Origin of the sequence: Companilactobacillus bobalius (assembly GCF_002179915.1) — a bacterium.
Taxonomy (GTDB): Bacteria; Bacillota; Bacilli; order Lactobacillales; family Lactobacillaceae; genus Companilactobacillus; species Companilactobacillus bobalius.
Genome location: NZ_MYFM01000003.1, coordinates 152,872 through 176,421 on the forward strand (window position 1 = coordinate 152,872; position 23,550 = coordinate 176,421).

The window sequence follows — 23,550 nt, forward strand, 5'->3', positions numbered from 1 at the left end:
AAGTTACAATGAAGCCATTATCAAAGAAAGTATGGGTCAAAATTATGATTACAAAATGGACAACTGCATTGAGATATAAGCCATATCAAGAATGGTCAGATCAGGAGTTAATTGATATCGAACAGAAGATTGCTCAATCACATTGGCGTTTGGGGTATCATATTCAACCGTCAACTGGTCTTTTAAATGACCCTAATGGATTCTCTTATTTTAATAATCAGTGGCATTTGTTTTATCAATCATTTCCTTATGGTGCCGTACATGGACTAAAGAGTTGGGCTCATTTAACTTCAAATGATTTAGTTCATTGGCAAGATCACGGACCAGCTTTGTTGCCAGGGGATGCTCAAGATAGTCACGGTGCTTACTCTGGTTCGGCAATCCCTGTAGATGACAAGTTATTTATGATGTATACCGGTAACGTCCGTGATAAAAATTGGGTACGTCATCCTAAACAAGATGGTGCTTGGATGGGTAAGGATAATCAAATCAAAAAAATTTCTACACCATTGATTGAAAATCCTAAACCAGGTTATACAGATCATTTTCGTGATCCTCAGATTATTAAACATGAAAATACTTACTATTGTTTAATTGGTGGGCGTCGAGCTGATGACACAGGGCATGTCTTGGTATATCAAGCCTCTGAAGTCACCGGTCCTTGGTCATACAAAACAGAATTGAAGTTCACTGACGAGAATTGTGGTTACATGATTGAATGTCCTAATTTACTATTTGTTGATAATCGTCCAGTTTTGATGTTTTGTCCGCAAGGAATTGAACAAGATGTGTTACAATACTCGAATGTCTATCCCAACGCTGTAGTCATCGGTGAGGACTTTGACTGGGGGACATTTAGTTTTATTAATCCAAGTGCAATCGAAAACTTAGATGAGGGTTTTGATGTTTACGCTACACATGGATTCAATGCTCCAGATGGACGAGCTTTAACAGTCAGTTGGATTGGTCTTCCAGATACTACTTATCCTTCGGATAAAGAAGGCTGGGCTAACTGTTTCAGCTTGATCAAAGAACTGAAGATCAAAGATAATCATTTGTACCAAATACCAGTAGTCGAAAATAATCAGTTAGTTAAGGAAACACTTAACTCAAAGGAAATTACGCCTCAAGCCAAGTTATCATTCAAACTGGGAGCAAACTTAGTTGGATCGATAACACTTAAGACGGAACTTAATGAAGAATTACAAATTATTCTTGATACAACTAATGGTAAGATATTAGTTGATCGCACAAATGCTGGAGTTCCTTTTGCGACTGATTTTGGTACGACAAGAAGTACTAAAGTTAGTGCTGGTAAAGAAATTCAGGCCGATTTGTATCTAGATAATACAGTTTTTGAATTATACGTTAACGGTGGACAAAAAGTTATCACCGGTCGGATTTTTCCACAGGGTAAACAGTTCTTGGTGGAATCAGAAAATATTGAAGTGAAAAAAGTTAGTTTAGACAAGATTTATTAATGAGGTAGATTATGGCGACATTAGATGATATTGCAAAATTAGCGGGTGTTTCAGCGACAACAGTTTCACGAGTTATTAATAACTATGGCTCACTGTCGGAAAAGACTAAAACAAAGGTTTTTGAAGCTATGAGAGAACTCAATTACCAACCCAATAGTTTGGCAAGATCATTGAAGGGGAAGAAGACCCAATTGATTGGGGTTATTTTACCCGGTGTCAGTAATCCTTTCTTTGGACAAATGGTGCAAGAAATTGAAGATCAATTGTTCAAAAAGGGTTTTCGAATCATTCTTTGCAATGCAGGTAGTGATGCCGAAAAAGAACGAGACTATTTAAGAATGTTGATGGCTAACCGTGTTGATGGAATTATTGCTGGATCGCACAATTTGGGGATTGAGGAATACCAAAAGGTGGGATTACCAATTATTTCGTTTGATCGTTATTTATCAGATGAAATTCCAATAGTTAGTTCCGATAATTATCATGGTGGTCAACTTGCCGCCCAGACTTTAATGAGGTCAGGTAGTAAAAAATTACAAATTATTACGGGTGCTAATCGTCCTAATAGTCCAACCAATGCGAGATTGACTGGCTTTAAAGATGAATTAGCGAAGAGTGATTTGGATTTCGATATAATGGAAATCAGTTTTTCTGCCACGCCTAATATTAAAGGATTGAAGATCAAAGAATTATTGTCTAAGCGAGAAGTTGATGGAATCTTCTGTACTGACGATTTGACGGCCCTATTAGTTATGCAACAAGCTAAGGCTTTGGGGATGAGGGTCCCTGAAGATGTGAAGCTTGTTGGATATGATGGGACGAATTTTGTTCAGTCTTATCATCCTGAATTGACAACAGTTATGCAGCCAATCTCAGATATTGTGATGGTGATGATCGACTTGTTGTTAAAACGTATTGATGATCATGATTGTGAATTAGAAGATAATTATGTTTTGCCTGTTAAGTTGATTACTGGTGAAACTACTGTATAGAAAAAGCCGTAGATGTGAGGTCTACGACTTTTTTTGATGTTTAAATAATTGAACGAGAAAATTATCTCGGATGTTTTGTTGAAGTGGAGGTAAATTTTTGAGTGCCAATTTGATCTGCATTCTACGATGTGGAATGAGGTTGAGTGGCAATTTGTAGATTGAAAAGAATTTTAATTCATTTGTTTCAGGCCCACTTATGATTAATTCTCCTCCGACAATTTGGCTACAATAAACTATTTGTTGGTCATTTTGTTGCTTGTTATAGAAGGTTCCAACTTTTTTAGTGGGAGAAACGAACAAACCGGTTTCTTCAAAAGCTTCTCTTTTTAGACAGGTAAGGTAGTCTTCATCTTTTTCTAAAGTTCCTCCAGGCAAATCCCAAAAGGGTACATCATTTCTTTTTACTAAGAGGATTAGTTTATCGATTGTTATAATATTAAAAACTCCTGTTGTTGGCATGATAGGATCCTCCTGAAATTTGTTATAAAAAAATACGTTAAATCGAGTTTGATTTTACTCCGTTTAACGTATTTTTGTTTGTAGTGATATTTAATAACCATAGTTCTATCTGAAATAGTGAAAAGTGGACCTACTCCGCTCTCTTTGCTGAGATTATCAGCATCATTGGTCTTCTAAACTCATCCTTCATTCCAGGAATATCTAACAAATGTTTTGGTGGCGTGGGTTCTTCTAAGCCTTTTAGTGTAAATCCATTTTGTAACAGTGTATTTACATAAGTCGTTAAAGTCTTGTGATATTTAACAACTTTGTGGTTTAAGAAATCAGCTTCTCGTTTGCCTTCTTCAAAGTAGTGATCGACAGGCCAGCAGGCTATTTCTCCGTTCTCATCATAAAACCATTCCTGGTTGCCATAGGCTGTGAAGATGGGATGTTCAACAGAGAAGACGAATGCTCCATTTGGGGATAAGCTGTGTCTAACTTTTTGACAAATAAGATTGAAATCTGGAGTGTAATGCAAGGCTAGGGAACTGATAACGATATCGAAACTATTTTCGGGAAAGTCGATATCTTCCATTGCCATTTTTTGGTAATGAACGTTGTCGTAATGATTCTTTTCCTGAGCCACTTTGAGCATGTTCTCAGATAGATCGATTCCTAAAACTGATTTTGCTCCATTTTGTGCTGCATAAATATCATGCCAGCCAAAGCCACAACCGATATCTAGAACTCTTTTGTCGTGAAAATCGGGTAGCATTTTTTGAAAGGTTGGCCATTCTCCAGCAGCTTTTAAGCCTTCAACAGAACGTGGAAATTTACTGTAGGCTTCAAAGAAACTTTTATCATCGTATTCATTTTCTTCCATGAATAGTTCATCTCTTTTGTTAGGTTTTAAATAACCATGGTTCTATGTAAAATAGTGGAAACGAGCTATGTAGGCCAGATTCCTGTGCAATTCTGATACTTAGGCAAATCCTCGTGAGCTGACCGCCTCTGTTCCACTCTCTATCTTTTTACTAGTTTAACGACTGTTTCAACGTGTGGTGTTTGTGGGAACATATCTACTGGTTGTAAATAAACGACTTTATAGCGTTCCGCTAATCTTACTAAATCTTTAGCTAAGGTTGATGGGTTACATGAAACGTAAACTAACTTATCAACTGGGTTGCGATTTAGTGTTGTGATCATGCTGCCTTCTAGTCCGGTTCTTGGTGGATCTACGACAATTGAGTTGACGTTGATGCCATCTTTTAATAATTCTGGATAGATTTTGTAAGTTGATCCGACGTAGTAGTCAGCATTTTCTACTTCATTTAATTTGGCATTTGCTTTGGCGTCTTCGATAGCTTCGGGAATAATTTCAATTCCGTAAATATGCTTAACGGTCTCTGACATAGTAATACCGATTGTTCCAACTCCACAATATGCATCTAGAAGGATATCTCTTTGAGTTGGTTCTAGTGCTTGGTTAACAAGGTCATACAATTTATCAGTTTGAAGTGAATTTAATTGTAGAAAGGCACGTGGTGAAAAGTTGAAAATATAGCCATTGATATCTTCTTGGAGATATTCGTCACCCCAGAGTAATTTAGTTTCATCACCCCAAACGGCACCTTGATCTTCCTTATTAATATTTTGAGAAATTGAACTAACTTCAGGAATTTCTTCTTGAATACGTTCAATTAATTGTCGTTCTTTGATAAATTTTGGTGAACGAGTAATGAAGGTAACTTGAAGTTGGTTAAATTCAACTGATTCACGAATGACAATCATGCTGAGGATTCCTGATTTTTGTTTAGGATTGAAAACGGGGATTTCCAAGTCTTTAATGATTTCAACAATCTTGCGCATGGCCGACATAGTTAGATCCATTTGTGTTGGCATTTCAGTTAAATCAACTAATTCTTGTGTGCCTGTTTTGTAAAGTCCACAACGGATTTCGCCATCTATCTCTTGAATAGGGAATTGAGCTTTGTTACGATATTTTTCTTGTTGAACTGAGGCTACAGTTGGACGAATGTTGTATTTTTCATAAGCGTAAGGTTTGTATTTTTCGAGTGATTCACGGAGAATATCGGCCTTAAATTTTAATTGGTCTTCATATTTAATATGAGCAAAATCCAAACCACCAACTTTGTCAGCTAAGGCAGGTGTCTCAGGATTTCTGAAGCGACTAGCTTGTCTGATTTTGTGAATACGGCCATTTAGAAAACGAGGGTGCACATCAGTGACTTCACAGACGATGACATCTTCGGGAACAGCTTTTGGTACAAAGACGATGACATGCTTGAAAAAACCGATGCCTTCGCCATTTATACCGATTCGTTTGATAGTTAGTGGAAATTTGTCACCAACTTTTAGTTCTTGAGTTATATTTGTATCCATAATTTTTCCTTTGAATGTTTTTGCGATAAACTTACACTTGAGTATAACATGTGAGGTAATAATATTTTGGCAAAAGTTACGAAAATTCAGGCCCAGAAACGTAAGGGACGTTACAATATCTATCTTGATGGCAAGTATGCTTTTCCTGTAGCGGAGACTACTTTGATCGAATTTCGTCTGATGAAAGATGTAGAATTGACCGATCAACAAGTTGCGGAGATTGAACATCGAGAGAATGTAAATAAGGCTTATGGTGATGCAGTTAATTATTTGAGTTACCAATTGCGAACAGAAAAAGAAATCAAAGAGTATCTATATAAGAAGGAATATCACAAAGATGCTGTCGAATTCACACTTGAAAAGTTGCGTAATCTACATTATTTGGATGATGCTAGTTATGCTAAGAGTTTTATCACCGATCAATTACGGATGACCGCTAATGGACCTAAGATAATTGAGCAAAAATTGTTTCAAAAGGGTGTGCCGGACAATATCATTCAGGATAGTTTATTTGATATTGATCAGGATGTTCTATTGGAGAATGCTATTGAATTTGCTAAGAAACAAGCTCGAAAACAAAAACGAGCCTCATTCCAACAAATGCTGACAAAGATTCGTCAGAGTTTATATCAAAAGGGTTTTAATAGTGAGATTACTAACGAAGCTATTAAGAAATTAGATTTAGAAGTCGATGAAGATGAGGAACTTGATAAATTAAAGAAAATGATTGAAAAAGTTCAGCATCGTTATGATACGCAAGCTAAATTGATTAATTATTTAATGACTAAAGGCTACCATTACGATGAGATCAAGCGTGTTTTAGACGCTAACAATTAACTGTTTATCTTTCAATCGTTTCACAGCTCTGTTATACTTTTTTTGGATAAGATTTAGGTTTAGAAAGCTGGGTAAGTTATGCAAGTTCCTAGAGAAGGGGATTACGTAGCAATCCAGAGTTATAAGCATGATGGTCATTTACATCGTACTTGGCGTGAAACAATGGTGCTAAAGACAAGTGAGAATGAGATTATCGGTTGTAATGAGAATACTCTTGTCACAGAAGCAGACGGACGTCGTTGGGTAACTAGAGAGCCAGCATTAGTCTATTTTCATAGAAAGTACTGGTTCAACATCGTTACTATGATTCGGAATAGTGGAGTGTCCTATTATTGCAATCTAGCAACACCGTTTGCCTTAGATAAAGAAGCCATTAAATATATTGATTATGATTTAGATGTTAAGGTTTTTCCGGATGGAGAAAAAAGACTACTCGATGTAGACGAGTATGCGGCACACAGTAAAATGTGGAATTATCCACCAGAAATAGATACAATTTTACATTATAATGTCGACGTTTTAATTGATTGGATCGATAAGAAGAAAGGCCCATTTTCACAGGCCTATGTTGATCTTTGGATGCAAAGATATGAGGAACTGTCACACCATTAGGATTGCTATATCCTAGTAAGATCACCTATAGGTGGTCTTTTTTAGTATTCGGGAGGATAAGATAATGGAGCTACGTGTTTTAAATTATTTTTTGATGATTGCGCGTGAAGAGAATATTACTAGAGCAGCTAATTTGTTGCATGTTAGCCAACCAACACTTTCACGGCAGATTGCAGCTTTGGAAGAAGAATTGGGAACAAAACTGTTTGTTCGTCAAAGTCACAAAATAACTTTAACCGAAGATGGCTTATTGTTGAGACGTCGGGCTGAAGAGATGCGTCAACTAAGCGACAAAATCAAAACAGAAATGTCTGAAGACAAAGCTGAGATTGCTGGTGAAATTTCTATTGGCGGTGGTGAACTTCGAAGTATGAATGAATTGGCTCAGATTATGACTGCATTTCGTCAGCAATATCCACTAGTAACTTTCAAAATTCAAAGTGGTAACTCTAAGGATACTAAATGGGGAATCGAACAAGGACTACTGGATTTAGGTCTATTGATTGAACCTGTCAGCACTGAAAAATATGATTTTGCTAGAATGCATCCAGTTGAACAGTGGGGTGTTATGACACCAGTCGATTCATCGTTGGCTAAATTTGATTACATAGAGTCAAAAGATTTGAGAAATCAGACATTGATTTTATCTAAAAGCAGACCGATGGAAAGTGAATTGAATTATTGGTTTGGGAGTGATTTGAAGAAAATTCACGTTGCTGCTAATTACAATTTGCTCTACAATGCGGTGATTATGGCTAGAGCTGGTCTGGGTAGTGTCTTGTGTCTGAAGTTGGATGCTCATTATGAAGGAATGAAGTTTATTCCTTTGAAACCGGCTTTAACTTATAATTCTGTCTTGGCTTGGAAAGCTGATCAAATAACGGCTCGTAATGTGTCGGCTTTTATTGATTTTGCTAAGGAATACCTAGAAGGTATTTCAGATGATGAAAAATAAGCATTATACATTTCATATAAGTGGTTTGATAATATAGATGTTCCGTTAAGGGATGTCTATTTTTTTGTAGGAAAGATTAATTATGAACAAAAAAGAAGTTAGTCAAAAATATCGGATTCCGGTTGAAGTTCTTGATGAATATGAATCTTGGGGATTATGCAATGTTGTCAAATACGTGATGGGTGAATGGCAATATGATAATCAGGATCTGGAGCGTCTAAGTACAATCATGGCTTTGCACGATGTCGGCTTCAGTAATAAAGAAGTTGAGCAGTATATGCGTTTGCTATTAGAAACACCTAATTCTAAGCAAACACGAATTGATTTTTTAACAAAGAAACGTAAGTCGAAGTTAGACGAGATTCATTTGCAAGAAAAACAGTTGGAACGAATCGATTACTTGCGTCATGAAATAAATGAGAGGAAGTTTTAGTTTTGGATTATCGCAAACTAGGTAACACTGGATTAGACGTTTCACGAATTTGTTTGGGAACCATGGGCTTTGGACGTCCGGAAACAGGCGTTTTTCCTTGGGCTGTCGATTATGATAAAAGTGAACAAGTAGTTAAAAAGGCCTTGGATTTGGGAATCAATTTCTTTGATACAGCTAACATTTATTCTTATGGTGACAGTGAAGAATTTTTAGGAAAAGCACTGAAAAAGTATGCTAATCGTGATGAGGTTGTAGTTGCTACGAAGGTATTCTTCAGTCAATCTGATAAACCTAATCAACATGGATTATCACGTAAGGCTATCATGACTCAAATTGATAAAAGTTTGAAACGTTTAGATATGGATTATGTTGATTTGTATATCATTCATCGTTGGGACTACAACACTCCAATCGAAGAAACAATGGAAGCTTTGCATGACATAGTTAAATCAGGTAAAGCTAGATATATTGGAGCTTCAGCTATGTATTCTTGGCAATTTGAAAGAGCCCAAGCTGTTGCAAGAGAACATAATTGGACCGAATTTGTATCGATGCAAGATCATCTAAATCTCTTGTACCGTGAAGAAGAGCGAGAAATGTTGCCACTTTGTGAGGATGAAAATATTGCAGTAACTCCCTATAGTCCTTTAGCTTCCGGACATTTAACACGTCCAACTTGGAATGGTGGAACTAAGCGAGCACAAACTGATAAAGTAGCTGAAAGTAAATATGATAATGCGGAACAAAATGATATGGAAATCGTTAAACGAGTTTCAGAAGTGGCTGCTAAACATCATGTTACGATGGCTCAAGTTGCTATTGCTTGGCTATTGCAAAAGAAACAGGTTGTGGCTCCAATTATAGGCGCAACTAATCCGGATCATTTGGCTAGTTCGGTTGATGCTTTGAATGTTAAATTGGATAATGAAGATGTTAAATATATGAAAGCACCATATTTGCCACATAAGTTGGTTGGTGCTTTTACTAAAGAAGAAAATGATTTTACACGTTAATAATTAATAGGAAAGGTGGAAAAATTATGAATCAAAAATTAGATATTTTTGCACACGTTTTGCCAACCAATCTGTTGAAAAGTATTAAGAAAGATGTCCCCAGTATTATTGAGGACAATCTTTTTTTGCAGATTTCCTCTTTGACTGATTTAAAATTACGTCATCAAAACTTTCCTCAGGATGTTAAACAAATTATTTCAAATGTTAATTTGAATCCTGAAGATTATTTTGATGGAGAAAAGTCTGCTCAAATGTGCGGGGATGCTAACGATGAAATGATACAGATTCAAAAAGCTAATACTGATATTTTTGAGTCAGTCGTGGCAATGGTACCCATGAACAATTTAGACGAAGCTGTTAAAATCATTCAACAAGTCTCACAAAATCCGTCTTTAGTGGGAATTCAGCTTTTTACAAGAGCTTTAGGAAAATCGATTGCTGATCCAGAATTTGAAATAGTATTCAAAACGGCTGCTGAGTTAAATGTGCCGATTTGGTTGCATCCTGTATTTGATGGTAGAAAACCAGATAACAATTTGACTTTCAGTTGGGAATACGAATTAACACAGGCAATGTATCAACTGGTTTTAGCTGATTATTTTGAAAAGTATCCCAATTTGAAGATAATTGTTCATCATGCTGGAGCAATGGTTCCGTTTTTTGCCGGTCGGATTAAATATACTTTGCCTAAGTATTATGAGGATTTTAAAAAGTTTTATGTTGATACAGCAATTTTAGGTAATTCCAAAGCCTTGGAATTGGCACTGGATTTTTATGGTCCAAAACACCTAGTCTTTGGAACGGATGCACCTTTCGCAGTGATGCCTAATGGAGCAACCCAGGAGATTATGCAGGCAATTGATGAAATGAATATTTCTGACATTCAAAGAAATGGAATTTATCGCGATAATTTTATTAATTTGTTAAAGGAGAAATAGCATGACAAAAAAACTTTATTTGATGCGCCATGGGCAAACTCAATTCAATGAGTTACATAAGATTCAAGGAGCCTGCGATTCGCCACTAACTCAGAAAGGTATTAACGATGCCAAAAAGGTTGGCCAATATTTCAAAGAACATCAATTAACTTTTGATCATGCCTATTCATCAACCCAGGAACGAGCATCTGACACTTTGGAATTAGTAACTGATCAACCATATCAACGCCTCAAGGGATTAAAGGAATGGAATTTTGGCGTCTTTGAGGGTGAAAGTGAAAAGCTTAATCCTAAACCTGATCCTAAGGTTGGTTCGTATGGCGATTTCTTTGTACCTTATCAAGGAGAAGCTGCTAGTGAAGTACAAACTAGAGTTAATCAAACATTAACCGATATTATGGAACAAGCCGATGACGGTCAAAATATCCTAGCTGTCAGTCATGGTGGAGCAATTCATATGTTTACTTTGAAGTGGATCACAGAAAGACTGCCACATATTACTAATTGTTCAGTAATTGAATTTGAATATGATCAAGGTATTTTCAAATATCAGAAAACGATTGAAGTGAATTAAAATGACTAAAACTTTATACTTAATGCGTCACGGACAGACACAATTTAATGCTTTAGGTAAGATTCAAGGAGTATGCGATTCACCTTTAACTTCGAAGGGAATTGCTGATGCCAAAAAAGTTGACCAATATTTTAAAGATAACCAAATAGAATTTGATCATGCTTATTCTTCAACTCAAGAACGGGCTTCTGATACTTTGGAGTTAGTAACTGACCAACCTTATCAGCGTTTAAAAGGTTTGAGGGAATGGAACTTTGGATTATTCGAGGGTGAGAACCAACGACTCAATCCTAAATATGATCCTAAAATTGGTTCAGTCGGCGATGCCTTTGTTCCATACGGTGGGGACTCGGCCGATGACGTGCAGATACGGATGGTAAGAGTTTTAACCGAAATTATGGATCGTAAAGATAATCAAAATGTTTTGGTTGTGGGACATGGCGCATCAATCTATTTGTTCTTGAAAAATTGGATTCCACTAGAGGAAATCGTCAAGCACGTAGAAATGAAAAATTGTTCCGTTTTGAAGTTCGAATTTGCGGATGACAAATTTAAATATCTTAAGACAATCAATGTGGTAGATTAATTTAAACTTTCGTCTTGGTTTTGTAGTTCTAAAAGTAAAAGTCGCGTATCCTAGGCGTATATCAGATTTGGGGAGAAAAATTGAGATGAAAACACTATATTTGATGCGCCATGGTCAAACGCTTTTTAATAAGCTAGAAAAAACACAGGGAGCTTGTGATTCACCTTTAACAGCTAAGGGAATTGAGGATGCCAAAACTGCAAAGCAATTTTTTGAAGAACATCAAATGCACTTTGATCACTGCTTTTCGTCAACACAGGAGCGTGCTTCCGATACTTTGGAATTAGTAACTGATCAACCTTATCAACGTTTGAAGGGGGTCAAAGAATGGGACTTCGGTATTTTTGAAGGTGAGAGTGAGACACTTTTGCCTAAAACTTACTATACTGATGGATCTTATGGCGACTTCTTCGTTGAATTTAATGGTGAGTCGGCTACAAAATTTCAGGCTCGTGTTATTAGGACTCTTAAGGAAACGATGGCACAAGTATCTGATGGTGAAAATACATTAGTAGTCTGTCATGGAGCGGTGATGTTGATGTTTATGCAGTCACTATTTTCGATGGAGAAAATTGCCAAAGAAATTAGCTTTCATAACTGTGCCGTGCTTAAATTAACTTTTGATAATAATAAGTTTGAATTTGTTGAACAAGTAAAATAATTCATAACAAAAAAGCAGCCATTTTATTGGCTGCTTTTTGTTAGGGGTTATTACTATTTTTCTTCGTTAAATGTAATACCTGATAAAAAGTCTTTGATTCGTGTTGTGGGATGATTAAAGAACTCATCGGTTGAACCGTCGAAGAGGATGTCACCATCTTCAACAAAGACAATTTTATCAGCAACTGAACGAGCAAATTCCATGTTGTGTGTCACAATAATCATTGCTTGTCCCATTTTGCTTAGCTCTTCCAAAATCAAAAGAACCTGTGTTTCCAACTCTGGATCAAGTGCACTAGTTGGTTCGTCCAAAAGAATGTATTCAGGATCCATTGCTAAAGCACGACAAATTGAAATACGTTGTTGTTGACCACCAGATAGTTGGCTTGGATAACGGTCAGCGTATTCTGATAAACCGACTTGAGCAAGCAACTTATGGGCACGTTCTTCGGTTTCTTTCTTAGATTTACCAAGTACTGTTTCAGGAGCAGTAGTGATGTTCTTGAGTACGGTTAGATTAGGAAAGAGATTCCAATTTTGAAAAACCATACTAGTTTTTTTACGAACATCGAAACTAAGCTTTTTGGAAACAGGTTTAGAATAATCAAGTTGCAGATCAGAGAAGTTCAAAGTTCCACTTTCAGGTCGAACTAAAAGGTCTAGTGATCTTAATAGTGTTGATTTACCAGAACCAGAAGGTCCCAGAATAACAGTTGTTTTACCATCAGGGAAGTCAACACTAAGATTCTTAAGAACTTGTTTATTACCATAAGTTTTAACAATATTCTTCAATGAAATCATTAGGCTTCACTTCCTTTAACGTATTTTGAAGTTCTCCGTTCGAGATAATGTTGCAATAAAGTAAGTAACGAGCAGACAACAGCATACAAGAAAGCGGCCAATGAGTACATCAATAATGGTTGAAAGTTTTTAGCAGTAATTTGTTGACTGACTTGGAACATTTCCAAAATTGTAATAGAACTGGCAAGAGATGTATCCTTCACTAAACCAATAAATGAATTGGATAGTGGTGGTAGAGCAATTCTAACAGCCTGTGGCAACACAATCTTCATTAATGTTTGCTTAGTCGTAAAATTCAATGTAAAAGCTGCATCCCATTGATCTTGCGGAACTGATAACAAGGCTGAACGAATAGTCTCTGAGGCATAAGCCCCAGTATTCAATGAGAAACCAATTACGGCAGCAATGAATGGTGATAGTTGAACGCCAGCACTTGGAAGACCAAAGAAGATAATGAATAATTGAACCAATAGTGGAGTGGAACGGAATAACCAAACATAGAAGTTAGCAATTGCACGAAGTACTAACCAAGGATATTTGATCAATTTATTTTCACTCGGTTGGATGAATTTAATTAAAGCTGTTAATACGGCTAAGATTAGGCCAAAGATAAAAGAAATAATGGCCAACGGAATGGTATACTGCAACATTGCAGAAATCATTGCTGGTAATGAAGTAATGATAGTGTGCCACATGAACTTATAACCCCCTCGATAATTTTAAAATTTATTTTTTGGTGATATCTTCACCGAAGTACTTATTAGAAAGCTTCTTCATTGTACCGTCTTTATATAGTTCTTTGATAGCTTTATTTACACGGTTACGTAGATGAGTTGATTTCTTGTTGTAAATTGGAGCAATCTTTGATGGTTTAAGTTTGCTATTAGGAATAGTGATGTATTTCAAATCAGTGTTCTTATGGCTTTCTTTCCAATATAGGAAGGCTTCCTTAGAATTGAAAGCACCAGCAACACGTCCTTGATCGATCATTGACATGTCAGTTTGGAAATCAGCAGCAGGAACTACCTTAGCACCAAATTTTTCGGCATGGTTGTAATTATCAGTACCAGTACCGGCAGAAATCTTCTTACCCTTAATATCATCTACAGAATTAATACCTGTACCATCTTTAGTAATGATAACTGATTTTGAGTAAATGTAAGGTGTTGAGAAGATGTAATGTTTCTCACGTGATGGGTTTTCAGCCACGTTATTCAAAACAACATCAAAAGTATTTGAGTTTAAACCAGCAATTAATGAATCCCACTTTGTTGGAACAAATTTAGCCTTTAAATCAAGTTTCTTAGCAATGGCTTTACCAAGATCGACTTCAAATCCCTTAAGTTTACCATTATCACGGTATGAGTAAGGTGCATAAGTACCTTCCAAACCGATTGTTAAAGTACCATCAGTCTTAGTATCACTGTTGGCGCTCTTGTTTGAGCAACCAGTTAGAACCAAAACAAAGGCTGCAATCATTGTTAAAATTAAAGCAATACGCTTTTTCATTATAAAAAAATCCCCCTCTAATAGAAAATTACCATTTTCTATTCTCTCATAAAATAAAAATACTTAAAAAAGATATGACTTTTAAAACTTAAATAAATCAGTTGATAGGTATCTTTCACCATTATCAGGTGCAACAGTTACGACAGTTTTACCTTTGCCAAGTTTCTTAGCAATTTGAATGGCTCCGTAGATATTGGCACCAGCAGAAATACCTGGTAAAAAGCCTTCCTTGTGGCTAACTTCTTGCGCCATCTTAATGGCTTGATCACTAGTTACTTCCATTATATCTGAATAAGCATTCTTATCGAGTGTGTCCGGGATGAAGCCAGCACTGATACCTTGAATTTTGTGGGCACCAGTTTTTCCTTCCTTTAATAAAGGAGACTCAGCAGCTTCAAGAGCCCAAACTTTTACATTAGGATATTTCTTAGTTAGAGCATGACTAACACCAGAAAGAGTACCGCCAGTACCAACACCAGCTACAAAGCCATCAACTGGAGTGTCACCAAATGCTTCAACGATTTCCTTACCAGTAGTAGCTTCATGAATAGCCGGGTTAGCAGGATTTTGGAATTGCATAGGCATGAAGTAACCATTTTCCTTAGATAGGTCTGTGGCTTTCTTAATAGCACCACCCATACCATCTTTACCAGGTGTCAAAATCAATTCAGTGCCGTATCCCTGCATCAACTTACGACGTTCGATACTCATTGTTTCAGGCATTGTAATGATTAAATGGTAACCTTTAGCGGCGGCGACTAGTGATAAGCCAATACCAGTGTTACCTGAAGTAGGTTCAACTAATGTATCGCCAGGTTTGATTTTGCCAGCTTTTTCAGCAGCTTCAATCATTGAAAGAGCAATTCTATCTTTGATAGAGCTACCAGGATTGAAGAATTCTAATTTTACGTAAACGTCAGCGGCATCTTCAGGAACGACGTTGTTTAGTTTAACGATAGGTGTATTTCCAATAAGTTCTGTAATATTTTGAGCAATTTTTGTCATAATGATAATCTCCTTAACAAGTAGTTAATTTATATTCTGAAACTGATTGAAGCCAATTATGATAAAAGTTAAGTTGTGTTTGTTTCCAAGCAAAAGTTGGCTTTTTATCTAATGGCGAATAGTAATTCAAAGCGGGAAGTGGTTGTTTTGCTTTGGGACTGGCCAATTCACGGCGATATTCTTTATCTAAACCATCTTTTTGATATTCTAAATGTGAAAAGATAAAAGTTTGATTCTTATCGACGGCTTCAGCTAAAGTTAATAGACCATTTTCACTGATAGCTTTGATTGATAAGTGAGGGTTATTCTGCATCTCTTCGTGATCCATTTCGGCATAACGAGCGTGAGGTGCAGGAAAGTTGTCACTGATATTTTCAAGATATTTAGAATCTTTCAAAATTTGATTTTGGAAAATTCCGAATACCTTGTGAGGTAAAAGTTTTTTTTGAATGTTATATATACGATTAAGGGCAGCCATGGCGCCCCAACAGACATACAATTGTGGAATGTCAGTCTGATTTAATTGGTCAATCAAATCATTGATTTCATCAAAGTAGGAAACTTGAGGAAAATCTAATTTTTCAACTGGACTACCACTAATGATAAAACCATCAAGATTCTTAATTTCTTCTAAATCTAAAGGTCTCATATTATCTGTTATTTCGGAATCAAGTACACGATCAACGTACCGAGTGGCTGAATAGTAAAATGTCAATTCAACGTTATCAAGGTCTAAAGCCTTCTGAAAATTGTGCATAGTTTCAATTTTATTTTGCATTAAGTTTAAAATTCCAATTCTAATAGGTTCCACAAGTGTCTCCTTTCTAAGTTTGGCAAACAAAAAGAGGAGCCGACTAATGTCAGCTCCTCTTGATTTACAGTTTGCACTACTTGTTTATCAATTGAGTGGTATTAGACATGTCGAAAAAGTATAGTAATTTTTGTCAATTACTACACAACAACATGATTTAATGTTTTCTTGATTAAAATTCAACATGTCAAATTCCTCCTGCAATTAAGATGACTCAAATTTACAATTAAAAAATTAATTAGTCAAGGATTATTTCTTTTTTTCTGTATAAATTGAAAGTGATTCGAATTCCAAATATGAAGCCAAGGTCAATGAAATCATCAACAGGAAGACTAACCAACCCATTGTTCGACCGAGGATTAAACTCAGTGGTAGGAAGCGAGCAATTAAGTAAATACTTAACATCGATAGCCAAAAATCAACAAAAAGATTTGCACCAATGACAACTTTATTACGCTCAAGCACGAAGAAATGTAAAAGATCTTTGAGAATTTTTCTAGTTGAGCTACGGTACATAATCAAAACAGGACGTTGAGCGATTACCTTAACAGCAAACATACCAAAAGCTCCTACGATTCCACCAACAACGATTCTCCAAGTCAAGGCGTGGAGAACTAATGAGTTATATGACACCCCAATGATCGATAGACAGAGAACATAAGGGATGATGAAGAAGAATAGGTAGATGATGGAAATTTTTTTATTAGACATTTTTGATTACTCCCTATATACTAATGTTCTTATTTTAACATGAAAAAGGTTTATTGTTGAATACATAAACACCTGTTATAATTGTTTTGTTTATGTTTAAGTTTACAAATGAAAGTGAGTGCGAGTTAAATGAGTGGTGACTCTTCTGGAGCGTCGCTTTCCGGGCAGCTGATTTTAATAATAGTTTTAACATTATTAAATGCTTTTTTTGCAGCAGGCGAGATGGCGATAGTTTCTGTTAATAAGACGTCCGTTGAGGAAAGAGCAAAGAATGAGAATAAACGGGCTCAGAAAATATTACAGGCGATTAATAATCCCAATAAGTTCCTATCTACGATTCAAGTAGCGATTACTTTAGCAGGCTTCTTGTCATCAGCTAGTGCGGCAACTACCTTAAGTACGAGGGTAGAATCTTTGATTGGTCAATTTCCAGGCAGTCACGAGATTTCAATTATTATTATAACGATAATTTTATCGTTTATTACCTTAGTTTTCGGTGAATTGTATCCGAAGAGAATAGCGTTACAAAAACCCTATGAGGTGGCCAGTTTTACTGAACCTTTTATAAGATTTGTTGGTAAAATTTTACGTCCGTTTGTCTGGTTATTGGATAAGACAATCAATATGTTGACGAAGATTACGCCAATTGATTTTAGTCAAAAGGATGATCCTATTTCTAGAAATGAAATGATTGCTACCTTACGTAAATCACGTAATAGTGGAACAATCAATTCTGACGAGTATCAGATGCTACAGGGAATCATTCGTTTTGGTGATAAGACGGCAAGAGAGATTATGACACCAAGAATGGATACTTTTATGATTGATATCAACAATCCAGTTGATGAGAATATCGATGCAATCTTAGAACAACCATATTCAAGAATTCCTTTATATGGCGGTGATAAGGATAATGTTATCGGAATTGTTCATATTAAGGATCTATTGAAGAAGTCTCGAGAAATTGGTTTTGAAAATATCAATTTAAAATCGATTATGAAGGAACCACTGTTTGTTCCGGAAGCAACTAATATTGATGCCTTGCTTTTAAAAATGCGTAGTACACAGACTCAAATTGCCATGGTTGTTGATGAGTATGGGGGAATCGTCGGTTTAGCTACGATTGAAGACATTTTGGAAGAAATTGTTGGTGAAATTGATGATGAATATGACCCTGTAACAAAGAATTTCCAACGATTGGGTGCCAATAAGTTTTCTGTTGTTGGTTTAATGACAATTGAGGATTTCGATGAACTATTTGAAGAAGAGATTCAAGTAGAAGATGTTGATACGATTGCGGGTTATCTAATCATGAATATTGGTGAGATACCTGATCCTAAGCATCCCAAGTCATTTGAGTTAAAAGATGGAACAGTGATTACATCTGGTGAGTTGAATGGATCAAGAATTGAAAATGTTATTGTGACTGTACCAGATAATAAATTGAAGACAGTTACCTCAAACATGTTCAAAAAGAAATACTAACTGTATTTCTTTTTTTTCGATGAAGAATTAAGTTACAAAGTATGTATGGAGGAATAAAGTACACAAAATTTTTGTGTGTTAATAAAATATGGATCAAAAACAATTAGAACAAGAAGTAAATAAACGTAGAACCTTTGCCATCATTTCTCACCCGGATGCTGGTAAAACAACTATTACTGAACAGATGCTTTACTTTGGTGGAGTTATTCGTTCAGCTGGTACAGTTAAAGCTAAGAAATCCGGTCAATTTGCAACTAGTGATTGGATGGAAATTGAAAAGAAACGTGGTATTTCTGTTACCAGTTCTGTTATGCAATTTCATTACCACGATAAGGATATCAATATCTTGGATACTCCAGGACATGAGGACTTCTCTGAAGATACTTATCGTACATTGATGGCGGTTGATGCTGCAGTCATGGTAATTGATTCTGCCAAAGGTATTGAACCACAAACAAAGAAATTATTTAAAGTTGTTAAAAAACGTGGTATTCCTATTTTCACATTTATGAATAAGTTGGATCGTGATGGTCGTGATCCACTTGATTTGATTGCTGAATTGGAAGATCTTTTGAATATCGAAGGTTGTGCTATGAACTGGCCTATCGGTATGGGTAAGGAATTAAAAGGATTATACGATATTAGTAATAATCGCTTGGAACTTTACCGTAAAGATGGCGATGACCGTTTCCTACCTTTGAATGACAAAGGACAATTGGCTGAATCCAATCCAATTGAAGAAGAGGGTGTCTACGAACAAGCATTAGGTGAAGTTGATTTGATTAAGGAAGCTGGTAACAAGTTCGACTTGGATAAAGTTTTAGCAGGTAATCAAACACCAGTCTTCTTTGGTTCAGCTTTGACTAACTTTGGTGTAGAAACTTTCTTGAACACATTCTTGGACATGGCGCCAGCTCCAGCCGAACATAAGGAACAAGATAGTGAAGAAGTCGTAAAACCTGATGACCCAACATTCTCTGGTTTCGTCTTTAAGATTCAAGCTAATATGAATCCTAATCATCGTGATAGAATTGCTTTCGTACGTATTTGTTCAGGTGAATTTGTTCGTGGAATGGATGTAACTTTGGATCGTACAGGTAAAGTAATGCGCTTGAACAATGCAACTGAGTTCATGTCTGATCAAAGAGAGACAGTTAAGACTGCTGTTGCCGGTGATATTGTTGGTTTGTATGATACTGGTAATTTCCAAATTGGTGATACGATTTATGAAGGTAAAAAATCTGTTCAATTTGAAGACTTACCTCAATTTACACCAGAAATGTTCATGGAAGTTCAAGCTAAGAATGTTATGAAGCAAAAGTCATTCCACAAAGGGATGCAACAATTGGTTCAAGAAGGTGCGGTTCAACTTTATAAGAAATATACAACTAATGACTATATTTTAGGTGCAGTTGGACAACTTCAATTTGAAGTCTTCCAATTTAGAATGAAGAACGAGTATAATTGTGACGTTGTTATGAAACCAATTGGTTCTAGAATTGCCCGTTGGGTAGATCCAGAACAACTAGATGCTTCAATGTCATCAACTAGAAATATGTTAGTGAAAGATTTGGATGACAAACCATTGTTCTTATTTGAGAATAAGTTTGCTGAAAACTGGTTTGCTAACAAATATCCAAATGTTAAGTTAACTTCAAAATTATAGGAAATCGCTGAATGGCGGTTTTTTTTATTGTAAAATTTTCATGGTAGTGTAAAAAATCACATATAAAGGAGGTGCAAAAAAAGCCCGGATGGCGTGAAAACAGGGGATTACGCTCTTCATTTTAAAAAAATAATTTGGCTACCAATGGGTTTATTCAATTAAACATTTCATTTTTATGGAATTTGTTATCCAATTTCTTTTGGAAAAGATGTGATTGGGTTATTTGATGTAAAAAAATCTTAAATTTCTTAAGAATTTCTTAATGTCAAGTAACAAAAAATTACAATTTATTTTCGAATGTTTAATTCTTGTTACAAAATCCGGGTTTTATTGAAACTAAATTTTGTAAATAGTAGTCTATAACTAGATTATTTATTAAGGGGAAACATTCTATGTCTAAAAAAAATCTAATTACAAGTGCCTTGGTACTTGGAACATTGGCTGCAACTGCTACGCCTTCAGTAGTATCAGCTGCTACAACCGATGCAGATTCTACAGCATCTGACACAAATACAGAACAAGTAAATAACAAATCACAAAATAACGACGAAAACGTCATTGCTGGCTCTGACGTAAAAAAGGCTGATACCACTGTTGCTAACTCATCAATTGTACAATCAGCAAGTGAATCACCATATGCAGCTTCAAATGCAACAGCAATTGTTCAAGCTGCTTCAGGGTTATCATCTTCACAACAACAAGCTTTCTTAAATGAAGCCGTTCCTATGGCTCAAAAAGCTGCTTCAAAATATAACCTTTATGCGTCAGTAATGTTGGCACAAGCCATTCTTGAAAGTGGTTGGGGTGCTTCAACATTAGCTACTCAAGGTCATAACTTGTTTGGTATTAAGGGTGACTATAATGGTGCTTTTGTAACAATGCCTACATCTGAATACAGTTCATCAAAGGGTTGGTATACAATTTATGCTAACTTCAGAAAGTATCCTAGTTACTACGAATCATTCTTAGACAATGGTGACAAGCTTCGTAATGGTGTTTCATGGAATTCTAGCTATTACAAGGGTACATGGAAAGAAAATGCAAGCTCATATAAGGATGCAACAGCATGGCTACAAGGTAGATATGCAACAGCTCCTAACTATGCATCTTCTTTGAACAACATCATTTCCACATACAATTTGACACAATATGATGGTAACGCTCAAACAAACGGTAGTTCACAAGATACTCAAAAGGGTGTTATTACAGTTAGAAATAGTGCTAGTCCTTATGTAAAATTACTTGCTTTACAAAGTGATGGTACATATTCAGTAATTACTAACCGTGCTTTAGGTAATGACACACCATGGCAAACTGATCAAACTAGAGTTCTTAATGGTCACACATACTATCGTGTTGCTACTAACGAATGGGTACAAGATACATACGTTGTTAAATAATAAATGTATAAATTTACTTAGACATCCCAATGGGGTGTCTTTTTTTGCTTAAAATTCAAATATTAGTTGTTTCAAAACGTTGATTTGATTATGATATTTAGATGAGTTTAGTTAAGAGAGTGAAATAAATGAAAACAAAATTAACTTGGAGAAATTTATTCTTCATTGGTTCAATGTTATTTGGATTATTTTTTGGAGCTGGAAATCTGATTTTTCCAGTCTTCCTTGGTCAACAAGCCGGTAGCAATGTTGGTTTAGCCATTATTGGTCTTCTAATTACTGGAGTAGGATTACCTCTTCTAGGAGTTGCCAGTATGGGAATTACAGCTAGTAATAGTGTCTTTGATTTAGCGGGAAAAGTTAATCGTCCGTTCGCTTATATTTTTACAATTTTACTTTATATGACAATGGGTCCGTTGTTCGCAATTCCGAGATTAGCGACGATTTCATTTCAATTAGGAATCGCACCCTTTGTCGATAAAGGGCATCAGAGTTTAGTATTGTTGATTTTTTCAGCTATTTTCTTCTTTGTAACGTGGTTATTATCAAGAAAACCAAGTAAATTGATGACTTATGTTGGTAAGTGGTTAACACCGATTTTTCTAGTTTTATTAGGAATTTTGATAGTAACAGCTTTTGTGAAGCCGATGGGTAATTTGCAGGCTGTTCCACAAAATCAGTATGCGACAAGTCCAGTTCTGACTGGATTTACTGAAGGATACAATACGATGGATGCTTTGGCTTCATTAGCTTTTGGCGTTGTCGTAATTGATACTATTAAATCATTAGGAATCACTCATCCTGGTCAAATTGCTAAAGATACCATTAAATCTGGTCTTATCAGCGTAGTAATTATGGGAGTGATCTATGGTTTCTTAGCACTAATAGGAACAATGAGTGTAGCTAAATTGCCATTAGCTTCTAATGGAGGCGTAACTCTGGCACAAGTCTTCAATTATTATTTCGGTTCTTTTGGAAGTTTGTTGTTGGCTTTGATTGCTATTATAGCTTGTTTGAAAACCTCAATTGGTTTGACAACAGCCTTTGGTGAAACTGCTGAGGAGATGTTTCCTAAATTCAAATATCAAATTACTTTAATTGTAGTTGGCGTGATTTCGTTTTTGATTGCCAATATTGGTTTAACAAAATTGATCAATTATTCGACACCTGTTTTGATGTTCCTTTATCCTCTGGCTATTGTTTTGATTATTGTGGCAGTTTTAACACCGTTAATTGGTGAATCGAGATGGATCTTTGGTTTGACAACCTTATTTACAGTCATCCCATCGTTGTTTGCGGGAGTTGATGCTCTACCAGAAACTTTGAAAGGTTCTAGTTTTATTCAAAATGTATTACATTGGAATAGTTATTTACCACTGGCTTCATTAGGCTTGGGGTGGGTAATTCCAGCTCTAATTGGATTAGTAATTGGTTTTATGATAAATAAATATCAGGAGAAAAATTAATGAAATATATCTTTGACGTTGATGGAACTTTGAGTTTTGATGGTGAAACAATTGCTCCAGTGATCAATTCCGCTATTGACGATTTGATTGCGGCAGGGAATGAAGTTATTTTTGCTTCAGCACGTCCGATTAGGGATCTTTTACCAATGATTCCTACCTTTACGAATCAAAAACTAATTGGTGCTAATGGTGCCATGATTTCAATAGATCAAAAGGTTAGAGTGATTTCCAAAATAGACCTTGAGTACTATGATTTCTTAAAAGAGTTGATTAATGAATTTCAGTTAGATTATATAGTCGATGGTAGTTGGAATTATTCATCTAGAATTACTCAAGAAAGTTTTATTGAAAAAATGATTGATCCCAAAAATTTAGCTAAACAGGTTGCTCTGGAAGAAATTGTTGAACCGATTAAAACAATCTTTGTTAATTTAGATGACTCTTTGCAGGGAAAGTTAATGACTCTCATTAAGGAGAAGACGACTTTAAACGCTATTGGTTTAGCTGGTGAGGGAACGGTTGATATTACATCGCAGAATATTAATAAGGCTTATACTTTAGAATATCTACAAGTTGATAAGTTTGTAGCCTTTGGTAATGATCGCAATGATTTGGAAATGTTAAGTGAAGCTCAGCAGAGTATTTGGATCAATAGTAAGCCGTCACTGTTGAATTTTGGTAAAAAAGCAGATGTTATTTGTGAGGCTAATAGTGAAAAGGTGGCACAACTTATTAAAAGCTTTATTTAATATATATATATATATATCGATT

General features: G+C 35.7%; 25 protein-coding genes. 16 read left to right on the plus strand and 9 right to left on the minus strand.

Annotated features, from left to right (window positions below; translation table 11 throughout):
* The first annotated feature begins 44 nt into the window (after positions 1-44).
* Both LKACC16343_RS05835 and LKACC16343_RS05840 read left to right on the plus strand, forming a co-directional pair.
* Entirely contained in the window at positions 45-1,481 is a 1,437-nt protein-coding gene (locus LKACC16343_RS05835; RefSeq protein WP_056953752.1) for a sucrose-6-phosphate hydrolase, read from the plus strand.
* A gap of 8 nt (positions 1,482-1,489) precedes the next feature.
* The gene (locus LKACC16343_RS05840; protein WP_179207687.1) at positions 1,490-2,473 is read left to right on the plus strand and encodes a LacI family DNA-binding transcriptional regulator; all 984 of its coding nucleotides are present in this window, start codon (positions 1,490-1,492) and stop codon (positions 2,471-2,473) included.
* Positions 2,474-2,494: 21 nt separating this feature from the next.
* Here the strand turns inward: LKACC16343_RS05840 and LKACC16343_RS05845 are convergent, their stop codons facing one another.
* The 3 genes from LKACC16343_RS05845 to rlmD all read right to left on the minus strand — a co-directional run bounded on the left by LKACC16343_RS05845 (position 2,495) and on the right by rlmD (position 5,317).
* Positions 2,495-2,932: an NUDIX hydrolase gene (locus LKACC16343_RS05845; RefSeq protein WP_056953756.1), complete on the minus strand. Its 438-nt coding sequence runs from the start codon at positions 2,930-2,932 to the stop codon at positions 2,495-2,497.
* 130 nt (positions 2,933-3,062) lie between these two features.
* Positions 3,063-3,797 carry a class I SAM-dependent methyltransferase gene (locus tag LKACC16343_RS05850; protein ID WP_056953758.1) on the minus strand — a complete coding sequence of 245 codons (735 nt, stop codon included), beginning with the start codon at positions 3,795-3,797 and terminating at the stop codon, positions 3,063-3,065.
* Between the two features lie 140 nt (positions 3,798-3,937).
* Positions 3,938-5,317: a 23S rRNA (uracil(1939)-C(5))-methyltransferase RlmD gene (rlmD, locus tag LKACC16343_RS05855; protein WP_056953760.1), complete on the minus strand. Its 1,380-nt coding sequence runs from the start codon at positions 5,315-5,317 to the stop codon at positions 3,938-3,940.
* A gap of 66 nt (positions 5,318-5,383) precedes the next feature.
* Here rlmD and recX point away from each other — a divergent pair, with 66 nt between their 5' ends.
* The 9 genes from recX (at position 5,384) to LKACC16343_RS05900 (ending at position 11,926) form a co-directional block, all read left to right on the plus strand.
* Positions 5,384-6,154, plus strand: a complete 771-nt coding sequence (gene recX, locus LKACC16343_RS05860) for a recombination regulator RecX (RefSeq protein ID WP_056953762.1) — start codon at positions 5,384-5,386, stop codon at positions 6,152-6,154.
* Positions 6,155-6,232: 78 nt separating this feature from the next.
* Complete coding sequence (gene ntdP, locus LKACC16343_RS05865) at positions 6,233-6,766, plus strand: nucleoside tri-diphosphate phosphatase (RefSeq protein WP_054643218.1); 534 nt, start codon at positions 6,233-6,235, stop codon at positions 6,764-6,766.
* Between the two features lie 64 nt (positions 6,767-6,830).
* Positions 6,831-7,721: a LysR family transcriptional regulator gene (locus LKACC16343_RS05870; protein WP_056953764.1), complete on the plus strand. Its 891-nt coding sequence runs from the start codon at positions 6,831-6,833 to the stop codon at positions 7,719-7,721.
* 82 nt (positions 7,722-7,803) lie between these two features.
* Positions 7,804-8,154, plus strand: coding sequence for a MerR family transcriptional regulator (locus LKACC16343_RS05875; protein WP_056953766.1), 351 nt, complete (start codon positions 7,804-7,806; stop codon positions 8,152-8,154).
* 2 nt (positions 8,155-8,156) lie between these two features.
* The gene (locus LKACC16343_RS05880; RefSeq protein WP_056953768.1) at positions 8,157-9,167 is read left to right on the plus strand and encodes an aldo/keto reductase; all 1,011 of its coding nucleotides are present in this window, start codon (positions 8,157-8,159) and stop codon (positions 9,165-9,167) included.
* A 26-nt stretch (positions 9,168-9,193) separates the two neighbouring features.
* Positions 9,194-10,105, plus strand: a complete 912-nt coding sequence (locus LKACC16343_RS05885; protein ID WP_056953770.1) for an amidohydrolase family protein — start codon at positions 9,194-9,196, stop codon at positions 10,103-10,105.
* Between the two features lies 1 nt (position 10,106).
* On the plus strand, positions 10,107-10,679 hold the full coding sequence (locus tag LKACC16343_RS05890; protein ID WP_056953772.1) for a histidine phosphatase family protein: 573 nt from the start codon (positions 10,107-10,109) through the stop codon (positions 10,677-10,679).
* 1 nt (position 10,680) lies between these two features.
* Complete coding sequence (locus LKACC16343_RS05895) at positions 10,681-11,265, plus strand: histidine phosphatase family protein (RefSeq protein WP_056953774.1); 585 nt, start codon at positions 10,681-10,683, stop codon at positions 11,263-11,265.
* An 85-nt stretch (positions 11,266-11,350) separates the two neighbouring features.
* Positions 11,351-11,926 (plus strand): histidine phosphatase family protein, encoded by a 576-nt coding sequence (locus LKACC16343_RS05900; RefSeq protein WP_056953776.1) that lies wholly within the window; start codon positions 11,351-11,353, stop codon positions 11,924-11,926.
* 53 nt (positions 11,927-11,979) lie between these two features.
* Here LKACC16343_RS05900 and LKACC16343_RS05905 read toward each other — a convergent pair whose 3' ends face one another.
* The 6 genes from LKACC16343_RS05905 to LKACC16343_RS05930 all read right to left on the minus strand — a co-directional run bounded on the left by LKACC16343_RS05905 (position 11,980) and on the right by LKACC16343_RS05930 (position 16,762).
* On the minus strand, positions 11,980-12,726 hold the full coding sequence (locus LKACC16343_RS05905) for an amino acid ABC transporter ATP-binding protein (protein ID WP_056953778.1): 747 nt from the start codon (positions 12,724-12,726) through the stop codon (positions 11,980-11,982).
* On the minus strand, positions 12,726-13,421 hold the full coding sequence (locus LKACC16343_RS05910) for an amino acid ABC transporter permease (RefSeq protein ID WP_025084707.1): 696 nt from the start codon (positions 13,419-13,421) through the stop codon (positions 12,726-12,728). The genes LKACC16343_RS05905 and LKACC16343_RS05910 overlap by 1 nt, the downstream gene beginning before the upstream one ends.
* A gap of 31 nt (positions 13,422-13,452) precedes the next feature.
* The gene (locus LKACC16343_RS05915; protein ID WP_056953780.1) at positions 13,453-14,235 is read right to left on the minus strand and encodes a transporter substrate-binding domain-containing protein; all 783 of its coding nucleotides are present in this window, start codon (positions 14,233-14,235) and stop codon (positions 13,453-13,455) included.
* An 81-nt stretch (positions 14,236-14,316) separates the two neighbouring features.
* Positions 14,317-15,240, minus strand: coding sequence for a cysteine synthase A (gene cysK, locus LKACC16343_RS05920; RefSeq protein WP_056953783.1), 924 nt, complete (start codon positions 15,238-15,240; stop codon positions 14,317-14,319).
* Between the two features lie 13 nt (positions 15,241-15,253).
* Positions 15,254-16,051: a homoserine O-acetyltransferase/O-succinyltransferase family protein gene (locus LKACC16343_RS05925; protein ID WP_056953785.1), complete on the minus strand. Its 798-nt coding sequence runs from the start codon at positions 16,049-16,051 to the stop codon at positions 15,254-15,256.
* 249 nt (positions 16,052-16,300) lie between these two features.
* On the minus strand, positions 16,301-16,762 hold the full coding sequence (locus tag LKACC16343_RS05930) for a hypothetical protein (RefSeq protein WP_056953787.1): 462 nt from the start codon (positions 16,760-16,762) through the stop codon (positions 16,301-16,303).
* A 129-nt stretch (positions 16,763-16,891) separates the two neighbouring features.
* On the opposite strand from LKACC16343_RS05930, the gene LKACC16343_RS05935 reads away from it, so the two are divergent.
* From LKACC16343_RS05935 to LKACC16343_RS05955, 5 genes are all read left to right on the plus strand, one after another.
* Entirely contained in the window at positions 16,892-18,247 is a 1,356-nt protein-coding gene (locus tag LKACC16343_RS05935) for a hemolysin family protein (RefSeq protein ID WP_056953788.1), read from the plus strand.
* 88 nt (positions 18,248-18,335) lie between these two features.
* Positions 18,336-19,913: a peptide chain release factor 3 gene (locus LKACC16343_RS05940; protein WP_056953790.1), complete on the plus strand. Its 1,578-nt coding sequence runs from the start codon at positions 18,336-18,338 to the stop codon at positions 19,911-19,913.
* Positions 19,914-20,305: 392 nt separating this feature from the next.
* Entirely contained in the window at positions 20,306-21,313 is a 1,008-nt protein-coding gene (locus LKACC16343_RS14655) for a glycoside hydrolase family 73 protein (protein WP_056953792.1), read from the plus strand.
* A gap of 128 nt (positions 21,314-21,441) precedes the next feature.
* Positions 21,442-22,779, plus strand: a complete 1,338-nt coding sequence (gene brnQ, locus LKACC16343_RS05950) for a branched-chain amino acid transport system II carrier protein (RefSeq protein ID WP_056953794.1) — start codon at positions 21,442-21,444, stop codon at positions 22,777-22,779.
* Positions 22,779-23,528, plus strand: a complete 750-nt coding sequence (locus LKACC16343_RS05955) for an HAD-IIB family hydrolase (RefSeq protein ID WP_056953796.1) — start codon at positions 22,779-22,781, stop codon at positions 23,526-23,528. Before brnQ ends, LKACC16343_RS05955 begins: the two co-directional genes overlap by 1 nt.
* Positions 23,529-23,550: the final 22 nt, after the last annotated feature.

Bases quoted from the DNA above. Each gene is read 5' to 3' on its own strand.
- LKACC16343_RS05835 (WP_056953752.1), top strand. From the start codon at position 45: ATGATTACAAAATGGACAACTGCATTGAGATATAAGCCATATCAAGAA.
- LKACC16343_RS05845 (WP_056953756.1), bottom strand. From the start codon at position 2,932: ATGCCAACAACAGGAGTTTTTAATATTATAACAATCGATAAACTAATC.
- LKACC16343_RS05850 (WP_056953758.1), bottom strand. From the start codon at position 3,797: ATGGAAGAAAATGAATACGATGATAAAAGTTTCTTTGAAGCCTACAGT.
- rlmD (WP_056953760.1), bottom strand. From the start codon at position 5,317: ATGGATACAAATATAACTCAAGAACTAAAAGTTGGTGACAAATTTCCA.
- ntdP (WP_054643218.1), top strand. From the start codon at position 6,233: ATGCAAGTTCCTAGAGAAGGGGATTACGTAGCAATCCAGAGTTATAAG.
- LKACC16343_RS05870 (WP_056953764.1), top strand. From the start codon at position 6,831: ATGGAGCTACGTGTTTTAAATTATTTTTTGATGATTGCGCGTGAAGAG.
- LKACC16343_RS05875 (WP_056953766.1), top strand. From the start codon at position 7,804: ATGAACAAAAAAGAAGTTAGTCAAAAATATCGGATTCCGGTTGAAGTT.
- LKACC16343_RS05885 (WP_056953770.1), top strand. From the start codon at position 9,194: ATGAATCAAAAATTAGATATTTTTGCACACGTTTTGCCAACCAATCTG.
- LKACC16343_RS05890 (WP_056953772.1), top strand. From the start codon at position 10,107: ATGACAAAAAAACTTTATTTGATGCGCCATGGGCAAACTCAATTCAAT.
- LKACC16343_RS05895 (WP_056953774.1), top strand. From the start codon at position 10,681: ATGACTAAAACTTTATACTTAATGCGTCACGGACAGACACAATTTAAT.
- LKACC16343_RS05900 (WP_056953776.1), top strand. From the start codon at position 11,351: ATGAAAACACTATATTTGATGCGCCATGGTCAAACGCTTTTTAATAAG.
- LKACC16343_RS05905 (WP_056953778.1), bottom strand. From the start codon at position 12,726: ATGATTTCATTGAAGAATATTGTTAAAACTTATGGTAATAAACAAGTT.
- LKACC16343_RS05910 (WP_025084707.1), bottom strand. From the start codon at position 13,421: ATGTGGCACACTATCATTACTTCATTACCAGCAATGATTTCTGCAATG.
- LKACC16343_RS05915 (WP_056953780.1), bottom strand. From the start codon at position 14,235: ATGAAAAAGCGTATTGCTTTAATTTTAACAATGATTGCAGCCTTTGTT.
- cysK (WP_056953783.1), bottom strand. From the start codon at position 15,240: ATGACAAAAATTGCTCAAAATATTACAGAACTTATTGGAAATACACCT.
- LKACC16343_RS05930 (WP_056953787.1), bottom strand. From the start codon at position 16,762: ATGTCTAATAAAAAAATTTCCATCATCTACCTATTCTTCTTCATCATC.
- LKACC16343_RS05935 (WP_056953788.1), top strand. From the start codon at position 16,892: ATGAGTGGTGACTCTTCTGGAGCGTCGCTTTCCGGGCAGCTGATTTTA.
- LKACC16343_RS05940 (WP_056953790.1), top strand. From the start codon at position 18,336: ATGGATCAAAAACAATTAGAACAAGAAGTAAATAAACGTAGAACCTTT.
- LKACC16343_RS14655 (WP_056953792.1), top strand. From the start codon at position 20,306: ATGTCTAAAAAAAATCTAATTACAAGTGCCTTGGTACTTGGAACATTG.
- brnQ (WP_056953794.1), top strand. From the start codon at position 21,442: ATGAAAACAAAATTAACTTGGAGAAATTTATTCTTCATTGGTTCAATG.
- LKACC16343_RS05955 (WP_056953796.1), top strand. From the start codon at position 22,779: ATGAAATATATCTTTGACGTTGATGGAACTTTGAGTTTTGATGGTGAA.